Raw genomic sequence first — 13,565 nt, 5'->3', positions numbered from 1 at the left:
GGCTACTGTCAGAACTAACAGGTACGAATGCTTTTTGGATCAGCGGTCACAAAGGTTGCGCCTGCAATCCACTACGTATTCCCCGCTCCGGCAAAAGTTGGAAGGCTTCTTGCAGTAGCCGCTCTGCGCCTGCTTCAGGCGTCAAAAGTTTGCTTTAAAGGAACGGGGAAAACCGGTGGATCGCTCTCAGTTACTCAGCACCGCACGCACAAACGTTGCCGACTTAAGTCGGGGCAACCTGGGTGTGCCGTTGTTGCTGCTGGTCATGTTGGCAATGATGATGTTGCCGATCCCGCCGTTCCTGCTGGACGTGTTTTTCACGTTCAACATCGCGTTGTCGATTGTCGTCTTGCTGGTTTGCGTCTACGCCTTGCGGCCGCTGGATTTCGCAGTGTTCCCAACCATTCTGCTGGTGGCAACGTTGTTGCGACTGGCGCTGAACGTGGCCTCCACCCGAGTGGTGATGCTCCACGGACAGGACGGTCACGCTTCCGCCGGTAAGGTGATCCAGGCCTTCGGCGAGGTGGTGATCGGCGGTAACTACGTGGTTGGTATCGTAGTTTTCGCGATCTTGATGATCATCAACTTCGTCGTGGTGACCAAGGGCGCCGGGCGGATTTCCGAGGTGAGCGCACGTTTCACCCTCGATGCGATGCCCGGCAAACAAATGGCAATTGACGCCGACTTGAACGCCGGCCTGATCGACCAGAACCAGGCCAAACTGCGCCGGATGGAAGTCGCCCAGGAAGCCGAGTTCTACGGTTCGATGGACGGTGCCAGCAAATTCGTGCGCGGTGACGCCATCGCCGGCCTGCTGATTCTGTTCATCAACCTGATCGGCGGCATGGCGGTCGGTATCTTCCAGCACGGCATGACCTTTGGTGATGCCGGCCGGGTTTACGCCTTGTTGACCATCGGTGACGGTTTGGTGGCGCAATTGCCATCACTGCTGTTGTCGACAGCGGCGGCAATCATGGTGACCCGTGCTTCCGGTTCGGAAGACATGGGCAAACAGATCAATCGCCAGATGTTCGCCTCGCCGAAAGCGTTGGCCGTGGCGGCGGGTTTGATGGCAGTGATGGGCCTGGTGCCCGGCATGCCGCACTTCTCCTTTCTCAGCATGGCGGCCCTGGCTGCTGGCGGCGCGTACCTGTTCTGGAAGAAGCAGAACGTGGTCAAGGTTCAGGCCCTGCAAGAGGTCAAGCGTCAACAGGAGCTGCTGCCATCGCCAGCTCGCGCGATGGAAACCAAGGAGCTGGGTTGGGACGACGTGACACCGATCGACATGATCGGGCTGGAAGTCGGCTATCGCCTGATTCCGCTGGTGGATCGCAATCAGGGTGGTCAGTTGTTGGCGCGGATCAAGGGCGTGCGCAAGAAGCTGTCCCAGGACCTGGGCTTCCTGATGCCGACTGTGCACATTCGTGACAACCTCGACCTGGCCCCCAGTGCTTACCGCCTGACCCTGATGGGCGTGATCCTGGCAGAAGCCGAGATTTACCCGGATCGCGAACTGGCGATCAACCCGGGGCAGGTCTACGGCACGCTCAACGGCATAACCGCCAAAGATCCGGCTTTTGGCCTGGAAGCGGTCTGGATCGAAATCAGCCAGCGTGCCCAGGCGCAATCGCTGGGTTACACCGTGGTGGACGCCAGTACGGTCGTGGCGACGCACTTGAACCAGATTCTGTACAAGCACTCCAGCGAACTGATCGGTCACGAAGAAGTCCAGCAACTCATGCAATTGCTGGCCAAAAGCTCGCCGAAGCTGGCCGAAGAGCTGGTGCCGGGTGTGGTCTCGCTGTCGCAGTTGCTCAAGGTGCTTCAAGCGTTGTTGGCCGAACAGGTGCCGGTGCGGGACATTCGCAGCATCGCCGAGGCCATCGCCAACAATGCTGCCAAGAGTCAAGATACTGCCGCTTTGGTGGCCGCGGTGCGCGTCGGCGTATCCCGCGCAATCGTCCAAAGCATTGTAGGGACTGACTCCGAGCTACCAGTTATCACGCTGGAGCCAAGGTTGGAACAGATATTGCTCAATAGTCTTCAGAAGGCAGGACAAGGCTCGGAAGAGGGTGTTCTGCTGGAGCCAAGCATGGCTGAGAAACTGCAACGTTCGTTGATCGATGCGGCGCAGCGTCAGGAAATGCAAGGTCAACCGGTGATTCTGCTGGTAGCCGGTCCGGTTCGCGCGATGCTGTCGCGATTCGGCCGACTGGCAGTGCCGGGTTTGCATGTGTTGGCTTACCAGGAAATTCCTGACAACAAGCAAGTGACCATCGTTGCGACAGTAGGGCCCAACGGCTGAGGTAGTGGTTTATGCAAGTTAAGCGTTTTTTCGCCGCCGATATGCGTCAGGCCATGAAACTGGTTCGTGATGAGCTGGGCGCTGATGCCGCCATTATTGGCAATCGCCGGATCGCCGGTGGTGTCGAGCTGACGGCTGCCCTGGATTACAAATTGTCGGCGCTGGCCCCGCGTGTTCCGAACATGGAACTCGAGGATGAGCTGCGCAAGACCCAGTCGCGGATCGTCACCGCCCAGGCCGAATTGAGCCTGCGTGGCGAAGGCGAAACCGAAGGCGACAAGACCACCAATCGCCAGTTGTTCGCCGGCCTGCCGTTGACCGCCGCCGAGCCGCTGATCGAGCCGACGTATGCCGAACCTCGTCGCTCGGCACCAACCCCGGCACCTGCCGCTGGCGGCGTCGATCCGCGGGCGTTCGATTCGATGCGTTTCGAACTCAACAGCCTGCGCGAATTGATGGAAGTACAACTCGGCTCCCTGGCCTGGAATCAGCTGCAAGGCAGCCGTCCAGCCCAGGCCAATCTTTGGCGTCGCCTGCAACGCATCGGCCTGTCCGGCCCGTTGTCCCGCGACTTGCTGGCGATGATTACCGACATTGACGAACCCCGTCAGGCCTGGCGCATGTTACTGGCGCACCTGGCACGGATGATTGCCACACCGGAAGTCGAACCACTGGAAGAGGGCGGCGTGATTGCCATGGTCGGCCCTGCCGGCATGGGCAAGACCACCACCCTGGCCAAGCTCGCGGCCCGCTACGTGCTCAAATACGGCGCGCAAAACATCGCGCTGGTGAGCATGGACAGCTACCGTATCGGTGCTCAGGAACAATTGAAGACCCTGGGCCGGATTCTCAACGTGTCGGTAACCCACGTCGATCCGGGCCAATCTCTGGTGCAGGCGCTGGACCCCTTGCTGCGCAAGCGCGTGGTGCTGATCGATACCGCCGGCCTCCAGGCCAGCGATCCAGCCCTGCGCATGCAGCTCGAAAGCCTGGCCGGACGGGGCATCAAGTCAAAAAATTATCTGGTTCTGGCAACCACCAGCCAGAAACAGGTTCTAACGGCCGCTTATCACAGTTACAAGCGCTGCGGGCTCGCTGGCTGCATCCTGACTAAACTGGATGAAACGGCAAGTCTGGGCGAGGTGTTGAGCCTGGCGATCAGTCATGAATTGCCGGTGGCTTACCTGACCGATGGACCGCGTATTCCGGATGATTTGCATCTGCCGCGTCGTCATCAGTTGGTCAGTCGTGCCGTCAGCGTGCAAATGCAAGAAGAACCCAGCGAAGAAGCCATGGCTGACATGTTCGCTGATATTTACCACAGCCCGACCAAGCAGGTTGGCTGAGGTGCTAATGAACCGTTTTTGTACCTACATCGATGGTCTGCCATGCATTGTTCAGTTATTGAGCGCGCAGCCAGTAATGTGGCCTCCGTCTATGCAAGACAAGGTAAAGAAATAACATGGGCAGCATGCATCCCGTACAGGTGATCGCGGTGACCGGCGGCAAAGGTGGCGTCGGGAAGACTAACGTGTCAGTGAACTTGTCCCTGGCTCTAGCTGAGCTCGGCCGGCGCGTCATGCTGCTGGACGCCGATCTGGGGCTGGCGAACGTCGACGTCCTCTTGGGGCTGACACCCAAACGTACCCTGGCCGACGTGATCGAAGGCCGCTGTGAGCTGCGCGACGTTCTGTTGCAGGGCCCCGGCGGTATTCGCATTGTCCCGGCCGCGTCCGGCACACAGAGCATGGTTCATCTGAGCCCGGCTCAACACGCCGGCCTGATCCAGGCCTTCAGCGATATCGGCGACAACCTCGATGTCTTGGTGATCGACACCGCTGCAGGTATTGGTGACTCGGTAGTCAGTTTCGTCCGCGCAGCGCAAGAGGTCTTGCTGGTGGTGTGCGACGAGCCGACCTCGATCACCGACGCCTACGCGCTGATCAAACTGCTGAACCGCGATTACGGCATGAACCGCTTCCGCGTCCTGGCCAACATGGCCCAGAGCCCGCAGGAAGGTCGCAACCTGTTCGCCAAGTTGACCAAGGTCACGGACCGCTTCCTTGACGTCGCCTTACAATACGTCGGCGCGGTGCCTTACGACGAAAGCGTGCGCAAGGCCGTGCAGAAACAGCGTGCCGTCTACGAAGCCTTCCCGCGTTCCAAGTGCGCCCTGGCGTTCAAGGCCATCGCGCAGAAAGTAGACACTTGGCCGCTGCCTGCCAACCCGCGTGGGCACCTGGAGTTTTTCGTCGAGCGCCTCGTGCAACAGACCGCAGGACCCGTCCTATGACAGCCAGTGGCTACAACCTCTACAAGAAGTCGGCACGTGACGCGCAGTACGAGCTGATCGAGCGTTACGCGCCACTGGTCAAACGCATTGCTTACCACTTGCTGGCGCGTCTGCCGGCCAGTGTTCAGGTTGAAGACCTGATCCAGGCCGGGATGATCGGCCTGCTGGAAGTATCGACCAAATATGACGCCAGCAAAGGCGCGAGTTTCGAGACGTACGCGGGCATTCGAATCCGCGGCGCGATGCTCGATGAAGTGCGCAAGGGTGACTGGGCGCCACGCTCGGTTCACCGCAATACCCGCATGGTCAGTGACGCAATTCGCTCGATTGAAGCTAAAACCGGTCGTGACGCTAAAGATCATGAAGTTGCGGCCGAACTCCAATTGAGTCTCGACGATTATTACGGGATTTTGAACGACACCCTGGGCAGCCGGTTATTCAGTTTCGACGATCTGTTGCAGGACGGCGAACACGAAGGGCTGCACGAGGATGGCGCGAGTGCACATCTGGAGCCGTCACGCGATCTGGAAGATGAACGCTTCCAGGCCGCGCTGGCGGACGCGATTGCCAATTTGCCGGAGCGTGAGCGACTGGTGTTGGCGCTGTACTACGACGAAGAGCTGAACCTCAAGGAAATCGGTGAGGTCCTGGGGGTCAGCGAATCGCGGGTCAGCCAGTTACATAGCCAGTGCGCGGCCCGTTTGCGGGGGCGTTTGGGGGAGTGGCGAGCGCGCTGAAGGCAGTGTGGGGGCACTGCGAACGAGGCCGGTGGGGTGTTGAGCTGCACCGGTCGCGATCTGTTGTGCTCCAGACAGTCATCGAGTGCATTGCCGGATTGATTGAAATGGCGCGTCCAGGTGCTGGGCGCGTTTAAGACTGCTTGGAGGTCGAATTGGACAAGAACATGAAAATCCTCATCGTTGATGACTTCTCAACGATGCGGCGGATCATAAAAAACCTGTTGCGTGACCTTGGGTTCACCAACACGGTCGAGGCCGACGATGGCACTACTGCCATTCCGGTTCTCAACAGCGGGAGCATCGACTTTCTGGTAACGGACTGGAACATGCCTGGCATGACCGGTATCGATCTGCTGCGTCACGTGCGCGCCGATGAAAAGCTCAAGCACCTGCCGGTGCTGATGGTGACCGCCGAAGCCAAGCGCGAGCAGATTATCGAAGCAGCCCAGGCCGGTGTTAACGGCTATGTGGTCAAACCCTTTACGGCCCAGGCGTTGAAAGAAAAAATCGAGAAGATTTTCGAACGCATCGGTTGATCCACTGCGCCACGGGGGAGCTATGGAGCATAACGAATCTTCACTGGGCGATTTTGAATCGACCCTGAAAAAACACGCGGTCGAACTGGTCGAAAGCCTTGAAAAGGGCAGGTTCGGCGACGCTGTGCAACTGATCCATGAGCTCAATCAGACCCGTGACCGCGGCCTGTACCAGGAAGTGGGCAAGCTCACTCGCGAGCTGCATAGCGCGATCGTCAATTTCCAGATTGACCCGAACATGCCGCAAGCCGAGGAAGTGTCGCAGATCACGGACGCCACCGAGCGACTGGGGTATGTGGTCAAGCTGACCGAGGCTGCGGCCAACCGCACCATGGACCTGGTGGAAAACGCCACGCCGCTGGTCAATGGCCTGAGCACTGAAGCTCAGGCATTGAGCACCGACTGGGGGCGCTTCATGCGTCGCGAAGTCGGGGCTGAAGAGTTTCGCGAACTGGCCCGGCGAGTCGACGGTTTCCTGACACGCAGCAGCGAAGACAATCGCACGGTGTCGAGCAACCTCAACGACATATTGCTGGCCCAGGATTACCAGGACCTCACCGGTCAGGTGATCAAACGCGTGACCCAATTGGTCACCGAAGTTGAAAGCAACCTGCTCAAGCTTGTGCTCATGGCCAGTCAGGTAGACCGCTTTGCGGGTATCGAACATGACCGTGAAGCGATGCTCGCTGAAAAAGATCCGCAAAAACATCTCTCTCAGGGTGAAGGTCCGCAGATTCATGCCGATAAAAGAGAAGACGTTGTGTCCGGTCAGGACGATGTGGACGATTTGTTATCCAGCCTAGGATTTTAGAGTTTTAGCATTTTAGGTTTTTTAGGTTTTTAGACCTCAGGAGCACCCCCTTAATGAGCTTCGGCGCCGATGAAGAGATCCTTCAGGATTTCCTGGTTGAGGCCGGCGAGATTCTAGAGCAACTGTCCGAACAGCTGGTCGAGCTTGAAAGCCGACCGGATGATGCGGACTTGCTCAATGCAATTTTTCGCGGTTTTCACACTGTAAAAGGGGGCGCCGGCTTCCTCCAGCTCAACGAGCTGGTGGAGTGCTGTCACATCGCCGAGAACGTGTTCGACATCCTGCGCAAGGGTGAACGTCGCGTCGACTCGGAACTGATGGACGTGGTTCTCGAAGCGCTGGATGCGGTGAACAGCATGTTCACCGAGGTCCGCGAACGCAGCCCGATTACGGCTGCCACGCCTGAATTGCTCGCGGCACTGGCCCGTCTGGCCGAGCCGCAAACGGCTGATGAATCTGCACCGGTTGCTGAAGTGGTTGAAGCACCTGCTGCTGAAGAATCGGGCGACATCACTGATAACGAATTCGAGCAATTGCTGGACTCGCTGAACGCCGTCAAGGCTCAAGCCGAAGCGCCGGCGGTTGCTCCAGTGGCGGCTGCCGATTCGGCGGCCGGCGACGAAATCACCGATGCCGAGTTCGAGTCGTTGCTCGATCAACTGCATGGCAAAGGCCAGTTCGCCGTCGACGCGGTGGCACCGCCCACTGCACCGGCTGCTCCGAAAGCGGCCGGCGACAGCTCTGATATTACTGACGACGAATTCGAAGCACTGCTCGACCAGTTGCACGGCAAGGGCAACTTTGCGGTGGACGCGCTGGAGTCGGCCATTGCCGCCGTACCCGCCTCGGCTGCGCCAACCGCGAAAGCGGCCGGTGGTGATCTGATCTCCGATCACGAGTTCGAATCGCTGCTCGACGAATTGCATGGCAAAGGCAAATTCACTGAAGTCGGCACAGGTGCTGCGGTGGCTGCTCCAGCCGCCAAGGCTGCTGCACCGAAATCGGTTGCCAAGGCGCCCGAGCCGAAAGCCGAAGCGCCGAAACCGGCGGCTGCCGCTGCACCGGCTCCGGCCCGCGCACCGTCCGCGCCGCCACCGGAAAAACCGGCCAGTGAAGCCGAGACCACCGTGCGGGTTGATACCGCGCGTCTCGACGAAATCATGAACATGGTCGGCGAACTGGTATTGGTGCGTAACCGCTTGGTCCGTCTGGGCCTCAACAGCGGCGACGAAGCCATGTCCAAGGCTGTGTCGAACCTCGACGTGGTCACGGCCGACCTGCAGACCGCGGTCATGAAGACCCGGATGCAACCGATCAAGAAAGTTTTCGGGCGCTTCCCGCGCCTCGTTCGCGACCTGGCTCGCCAGCTCAAGAAAGAGATCAACCTGGAGCTGGTCGGCGAAGAAACCGACCTCGACAAGAACCTCGTCGAGGCCCTGGCCGACCCGCTGGTCCACTTGGTGCGCAACTCGGTCGACCACGGCATTGAAGAGCCGGCCGAGCGCGAAGCGATGGGCAAACCTCGCAGCGGCAAGGTGATCCTGTCCGCAGAACAGGAAGGCGACCACATCCTGCTGTCCATCTCCGATGACGGCAAGGGCATGGACGCCGATGTTCTGCGCGGCATTGCCGTGAAGAAAGGGCTGATGGACAAGGATGCCGCGGATCGCCTCAGCGAGTCCGACTGCTTCAACCTGATCTTTGCGCCGGGTTTTTCGACCAAGACCGAAATTTCCGATGTCTCCGGACGCGGCGTGGGCATGGACGTGGTGAAAACCAAAATCGCCCAGCTCAACGGCACCATCAATATTTATTCGACCAAGGGCAAAGGCTCGAAGATCGTCATCAAGGTCCCGTTGACCCTGGCGATCATGCCGACGCTGATGGTCATGCTCGGCAACCAGGCGTTCGCGTTCCCGCTGGTGAACGTCAACGAAATCTTCCACCTCGACCTGTCGCGCACCAACGTGGTGGACGGCCAGGAAGTGGTGATCGTGCGGGACAAGGCGCTGCCATTGTTCTACCTCAAGCGCTGGCTGGTCAGCTCCGCCGCTCACGAAGAGCAGCGCGAAGGCCACGTGGTGATCCTTTCGGTGGGTACTCAGCGGATCGGCTTCGTCGTCGACCAGCTGGTGGGCCAGGAAGAAGTGGTCATCAAGCCATTGGGCAAAATGCTCCAGGGAACCCCGGGCATGTCGGGCGCCACCATTACCGGTGACGGTCGCATCGCGCTGATTCTCGATGTTCCGAGCATGCTCAAGCGTTACGCCGCACGGCGTATTTGATTCTGGTGGAGCGGGGCGACTAAGCCTCGCTCCGTCCTAACGGAGTGTTTATGGCAGTCAAAGTCCTGGTGGTGGACGATTCGGGGTTTTTCCGCCGCCGCGTCTCGGAAATTCTTTCAGCGGATCCGAATATCCAGGTCGTCGGTACGGCGACCAACGGAAAAGAGGCGATTGATCAGGCGCTGGCCCTCAAGCCAGACGTGATCACCATGGACTACGAGATGCCGATGATGGATGGCATCACGGCAGTGCGGCACATCATGCAGCGTTGCCCGACCCCGGTGTTGATGTTCTCCTCGCTGACCCACGAAGGCGCTCGGGTAACCCTCGATGCGCTGGACGCCGGCGCGGTGGATTTCCTGCCGAAGAATTTCGAAGACATCTCCCGTAACCCGGAGAAGGTCAAGCAACTGCTGTGCGAGAAAATTCTCAGCATCTCGCGCAGTAACCGTCGTGCCAGCACCTACAGCGCACCGGCCCCGGTCGCCGCGCCAGCCCCGACGCCTGCGCCTTCGAGCGTCAGCAGTTACGGCAGCAGCACGCCTGCGCGTCCGGCTCCGGCACCGATTCCGGCGCGTAGCTACGCCCCGGCATCGGCCCCGGCATCGTCCGGACAGTCGTCGCCCGCACCAAAACGCAAAGCCTACAAACTAGTGGCTATCGGTACGTCCACGGGCGGTCCGGTTGCCCTGCAACGGGTGTTGACCCAGTTGCCGGCCAACTTCCCGGCCCCGATCGTGTTGATCCAGCACATGCCGGCCGCCTTCACCAAGGCCTTCGCCGAACGTCTGGACAAGCTCTGCCGCATCAGCGTCAAGGAAGCGGAGGATGGCGACATTCTGCGTCCGGGCCTGGCGCTGCTGGCGCCGGGCGGCAAGCAAATGATGATCGACGGCCGTGGCGCGGTGAAAATCCTGCCGGGCGACGAGCGTCTGAACTACAAACCGTGCGTGGACATCACCTTCGGTTCGGCAGCCAAGTCCTACGGCGACAAAGTTCTGGCGGTCGTACTGACCGGCATGGGTGCCGACGGTCGTGAAGGCGCGCGCCTGCTCAAGCAGGGCGGCAGCGCGATCTGGGCTCAGGATGAAGCCAGCTGCGTGATCTACGGCATGCCGATGGCCATCGTCAAAGCCGACCTCGCCGACGCGATCTACGGTCTGGACGATATTGGCAGGCACTTGGTCGAGGCGTGTATCTGATGGATGTTCTAAGCCTTATCGGGATCATCTTGGCGTTTGTCGCCATCATTGGCGGCAACTACCTTGAAGGCGGTCATCTCGGCGCATTGGCCAACGGCCCGGCGGCGCTGATCGTACTCGGTGGGACTATCGGCGCGGCATTGTTGCAATCGCCGATGAGCGCCTTCAAGCGTGCCATGCAAATCATTGGCTGGATTCTGTTTCCGCCTCGCGTTGACCTGGCCGGTGGCGTCGACCGCGTCGTCAACTGGAGCCTGACCGCGCGCAAGGAAGGCCTGCTCGGTCTGGAAGGGGTGGCCGATGCCGAACCTGACAGCTACTCGCGCAAAGGTCTGCAACTGCTGGTCGACGGCGCCGAGCCGGAAGCGATTCGCAGCATTCTTGAAGTGGATTTCTACACCCAGGAAGCCCGCGACATCGAAGCGGCCAAAGTCTTTGAAAGCATGGGCGGCTACGCGCCGACCATCGGCATCATCGGTGCGGTGATGGGCCTGATCCATGTCATGGGCAACCTGGCCGATCCGACGCAACTGGGCAGCGGCATCGCCGTCGCCTTCGTCGCCACCATCTACGGTGTGGCCAGTGCCAACCTGGTGTTGCTGCCGATTGCCGCCAAGCTCAAGTCCGTTGCCTTGCGCCAGTCGCGTTATCGCGAAATGTTGCTGGAAGGAATCCTGTCGATCGCCGAAGGTGAAAACCCTCGCTCTATTGAGTTGAAGCTTCAGGGCTTCATGGATTGATGGGAGTAACGGACTATGGCTCGTCGTCGGCAACCTGAAGAACACGTCAATCACGAACGCTGGCTCGTTTCCTACGCCGACTTCATCACGTTGCTGTTCGCATTCTTCGTGGTCATGTACTCGATCTCGTCGATCAACGAGGGCAAGTACAAAGTCATTTCCGAGGCGCTGATCGGGGTGTTTACCGACAGCGATCGCGCCCTCAAGCCGATCCCGATCGGTGAAGAGCGGCCGAAGACCGTGACCCCGGCCAAGCCTCTGGTCAAGGACAGCGAGCAGGTCGATGCCGGCGTGGCCGGTGCCAGTGATCCATTGAAAAGCATCGCCGATGACATCAGCGCGGCATTCGGCGACTTGATCAAGTCCAATCAGATGACCGTGCGCGGCAACGAGTTGTGGGTCGAGATCGAACTCAATTCCAGCCTGTTGTTCGGCAGCGGCGATGCGATGCCCAGTGACATGGCGTTCAACATCATCGACAAGGTGGCCGCAATCCTCAAGCCGTTCGACAACCCGATCCACGTCGAAGGCTTCACCGACGATCAGCCGATCCGCACCGCGCAATACCCGACCAACTGGGAGCTGTCTTCGGCCCGTTCGGCGAGCATCGTGCGCATGCTGGCGATGCAGGGCGTAAACCCTGGCCGCCTGGCGTCGGTGGGTTACGGCGAGTTCCAGCCGGTGGCCAACAACGCCACCGCTGAGGGCAGGGCGCGTAACCGTCGCGTGGTGCTGGTCGTGTCGCGAAATCTTGATGTACGTCGCAGCCTCACCGGCACCGGGACCGCCCATGCGCAACCGGATGCCGCGTTGAAGCGTGCTGGCACACAAACTGCACCGACCCCGGTCAAGTCGCCGGTACGAGAGAGCGCCGTCAATTCTCCGTCACCTGCATTAACACGTTGAGCTATTTCTCGGTCGAGCATATCGACCGGGAGGAACAATCCGAATGAGAGTCTGGGCCGTTGCCAATCAAAAGGGTGGTGTTGGTAAAACCACTTCCTCTATCGCTTTAGCCGGCTTGCTGGCCGAGGCGGGCAAGCGCGTGGTCGTGGTCGATCTCGATCCGCACGGCTCGATGACCAGCTACTTCGGCTACGATCCCGACAGCCTGGAGCACAGCAGCTACGACCTGTTCCTGCACAAGGGCAGCGTGCCGCAAGGCTTGCCCGGGCAGTTGCTGTTGCCGACCAGCGACGAACGCATTTCGTTGTTGCCGTCGAGCACCGCTCTGGCCACGCTTGAACGTCAGTCGCCGGGCCAGAGTGGTTTGGGCCTGGTGATTGCCAAGAGCCTGGCGCAACTGTGGCAGGACTTCGATTACGCCGTGATCGACAGCCCGCCGTTGCTCGGCGTACTGATGGTCAATGCCTTGGCGGCGAGCCAGCAATTAGTGATTCCGGTGCAGACCGAGCACCTGGCCGTCAAAGGTCTGGAGCGCATGGTCAATACACTGGCGATGATCAACCGCTCACGCAAAGTGGCGTTGCCGTTCTCCATCATTCCAACCTTGTTCGACCGCCGCACCCAAGCGTCCCTCGGGACCCTTCGCGTGCTGCGCGACAAATACCCGGAAGAAATCTGGCAAGGCTACATCCCGATCGACACGCGCCTGCGGGATGCGAGCCGGGCCGGGCTGACGCCTTCGCAATTCGACGGCAAGAGCCGTGGGGTTCTCGCTTATCGCGCCTTGCTCAAGCATTTGCTGGCGGCACAACTTGTCCCGCAGGTGGCCTGAGATGAATCGGCCGGTGAAAATCACCTCGCGTCCGCAACTGGCGCTCCAGTCTTATCTGGACAGCCTGCTGATGGAAGCGACTGAAGAGTTGCCGCTGGAAGTCGAAGCGGTGGCTGAAGTCATCGAGGTCGTTGAAGCGGTAGAGGTTGAGGCTGCGCTGGACGAGTTCCAGGCAGCCGTGCTTGAAGAGCAGGCGCGTGATGCGCAGAAGTCCGTTGTGGCAGCTGCGCCTGTCGTCGCGCCAGTGGTCGCTGCGGTCGCAAAAGCCCCGGTGGTGATCGAAGATGCGCCGGCACCGATTCTGGCGCCGGTCTCGACCCTCGCACCGTTGCTGCAAACCCTGGTGCCGCCGCTGGTCGAAGTCCATCTGCCGCCGAGCAACACGCCGCCACCGGTGGAAACCGACGGTCGCCCGGCGTGGGCCGCCGAGCCGTTCGAATGCCTGCTGTTCGATGTCGCCGGGTTGACCCTGGCGGTGCCGCTGGTGTGCCTGGGCTCGATTTATTCGCTGGCCGGTCACGAGCTGACGCCGCTGTTTGGCCAGCCCGAATGGTTCCTCGGGATCCTGCCGAGTCAGGCCGGCAACCTGAAAGTCCTGGACACCGCGCGGTGGGTCATGCCCGACCGCTACCGCGACGATTTCCGCCAAGGGCTGCAATACGTTATTTCGGTTCAGGGCTACGAGTGGGGGCTGGCGGTGCATCAGGTCAGCCGCTCGTTGCGCCTGGACCCGAACGAAATCAAATGGAGAAGTCATCGAGGTCAGCGGCCATGGCTCGCCGGCACGGTGATTGAGCACATGTGTGCGCTGCTGGACGTTTCCGCCCTGGCCGAGTTGATCGCCAGCGGTGGGGCAAAGCACATGGGCGGCAGCAAGCCGCTACACAAACCGACATAGCTGCCGACATAACAAGT

The 13,565-nt window shown here is 60.2% G+C and carries 12 protein-coding genes; all 12 read left to right on the top strand.

Features of this window, described 5'->3' with window-relative positions:
• The first annotated feature begins 175 nt into the window (after positions 1 to 175).
• The 12 genes from flhA (at position 176) to JIO00_RS21215 (ending at position 13,548) form a co-directional block, all read left to right on the top strand.
• Entirely contained in the window at positions 176 to 2,305 is a 2,130-nt protein-coding gene (gene flhA, locus JIO00_RS21270) for a flagellar biosynthesis protein FlhA (protein WP_010456941.1), read from the top strand.
• A gap of 11 nt (positions 2,306 to 2,316) precedes the next feature.
• Entirely contained in the window at positions 2,317 to 3,651 is a 1,335-nt protein-coding gene (gene flhF / locus JIO00_RS21265) for a flagellar biosynthesis protein FlhF (protein ID WP_083375991.1), read from the top strand.
• 116 nt (positions 3,652 to 3,767) lie between these two features.
• The gene (fleN, locus tag JIO00_RS21260; RefSeq protein WP_003222917.1) at positions 3,768 to 4,598 is read left to right on the top strand and encodes a flagellar synthesis regulator FleN; all 831 of its coding nucleotides are present in this window, start codon (positions 3,768 to 3,770) and stop codon (positions 4,596 to 4,598) included.
• Positions 4,595 to 5,335 carry an RNA polymerase sigma factor FliA gene (gene fliA, locus JIO00_RS21255; protein WP_007894214.1) on the top strand — a complete coding sequence of 247 codons (741 nt, stop codon included), beginning with the start codon at positions 4,595 to 4,597 and terminating at the stop codon, positions 5,333 to 5,335. The genes fleN and fliA overlap by 4 nt, the downstream gene beginning before the upstream one ends.
• A 167-nt stretch (positions 5,336 to 5,502) precedes the next feature.
• On the top strand, positions 5,503 to 5,874 hold the full coding sequence (locus tag JIO00_RS21250; RefSeq protein WP_003183998.1) for a chemotaxis response regulator CheY: 372 nt from the start codon (positions 5,503 to 5,505) through the stop codon (positions 5,872 to 5,874).
• A gap of 22 nt (positions 5,875 to 5,896) precedes the next feature.
• Positions 5,897 to 6,685 carry a protein phosphatase CheZ gene (locus JIO00_RS21245; protein WP_010456938.1) on the top strand — a complete coding sequence of 263 codons (789 nt, stop codon included), beginning with the start codon at positions 5,897 to 5,899 and terminating at the stop codon, positions 6,683 to 6,685.
• A gap of 53 nt (positions 6,686 to 6,738) precedes the next feature.
• Positions 6,739 to 8,970 carry a chemotaxis protein CheA gene (locus tag JIO00_RS21240; protein WP_200666791.1) on the top strand — a complete coding sequence of 744 codons (2,232 nt, stop codon included), beginning with the start codon at positions 6,739 to 6,741 and terminating at the stop codon, positions 8,968 to 8,970.
• Positions 8,971 to 9,020: 50 nt separating this feature from the next.
• Complete coding sequence (locus JIO00_RS21235; RefSeq protein WP_154501386.1) at positions 9,021 to 10,172, top strand: protein-glutamate methylesterase/protein-glutamine glutaminase; 1,152 nt, start codon at positions 9,021 to 9,023, stop codon at positions 10,170 to 10,172.
• Positions 10,172 to 10,912, top strand: coding sequence for a flagellar motor protein (locus JIO00_RS21230; RefSeq protein WP_010456935.1), 741 nt, complete (start codon positions 10,172 to 10,174; stop codon positions 10,910 to 10,912). Before JIO00_RS21235 ends, JIO00_RS21230 begins: the two co-directional genes overlap by 1 nt.
• A gap of 15 nt (positions 10,913 to 10,927) precedes the next feature.
• Entirely contained in the window at positions 10,928 to 11,818 is an 891-nt protein-coding gene (gene motD / locus JIO00_RS21225; RefSeq protein ID WP_010456934.1) for a flagellar motor protein MotD, read from the top strand.
• 43 nt (positions 11,819 to 11,861) lie between these two features.
• A complete protein-coding gene (locus JIO00_RS21220) occupies positions 11,862 to 12,650 on the top strand; it encodes a ParA family protein (protein ID WP_010456932.1) in 789 nt (262 codons plus the stop codon).
• Position 12,651: 1 nt separating this feature from the next.
• The gene (locus JIO00_RS21215; RefSeq protein WP_010456930.1) at positions 12,652 to 13,548 is read left to right on the top strand and encodes a CheW domain-containing protein; all 897 of its coding nucleotides are present in this window, start codon (positions 12,652 to 12,654) and stop codon (positions 13,546 to 13,548) included.
• Positions 13,549 to 13,565 lie beyond the last annotated feature (17 nt).

Source organism: Pseudomonas sp. SW-3, from assembly GCF_016615645.1.
Classification (GTDB): Bacteria; Pseudomonadota; Gammaproteobacteria; order Pseudomonadales; family Pseudomonadaceae; genus Aquipseudomonas; species Aquipseudomonas mandelii.
This window is presented reverse-complemented; position numbering and strand designations above follow the sequence as displayed.